The organism is Achromobacter pulmonis, from assembly GCF_002885955.2.
Classification (GTDB): domain Bacteria; phylum Pseudomonadota; class Gammaproteobacteria; order Burkholderiales; family Burkholderiaceae_B; genus Achromobacter; species Achromobacter pulmonis_A.
In genome coordinates this window covers 1-456 of the sequence record NZ_POQS01000076.1, presented here as the reverse complement: position 1 = coordinate 456, position 456 = coordinate 1, and the positions used below count along the sequence as shown (strand labels likewise).

Sequence of the window (456 nt, the reverse complement as noted above, 5' to 3'; positions counted from 1 at the left end):
CGGCAATTCGATGTTCTCCGACCTGGTTTCGGTCGCAGGCCACATCTACAAGCACGGGATCGACGATGGACTGCCGGGTGCATCGGCTGGTGCGCGCGTGCCGATCAACGTGCATGCGGACGAGTTCAATGAATTGATGGGTGACGAGTTCATTCCGCTCATCAACAAGGGCGGTGGCGCTGGACTGCAAGTCACCGCGTACACGCAGACCNGCATGCGGACGAGTTCAATGAATTGATGGGTGACGAGTTCATTCCGCTCATCAACAAGGGCGGTGGCGCTGGACTGCAAGTCACCGCGTACACGCAGACCCTCTCGGACATCGAAGCCCGCATCGGCAACCGGGCGAAGGCCGGTCAGGTGATCGGCAACTTCAACAACCTGTTCATGCTGCGCGTGCGCGAGACGGTTACCGCTGAATTGCTGACCCGGCAATTGCCGAAGGTCGAGGTCTAT

General features: G+C 59.3%; 1 pseudogene. It reads left to right on the top strand.

Annotated features, from left to right (window positions below):
* Positions 1–456 (top strand): annotated as a pseudogene (locus C1I89_RS33830) (TraM recognition domain-containing protein); the annotation flags it as partial.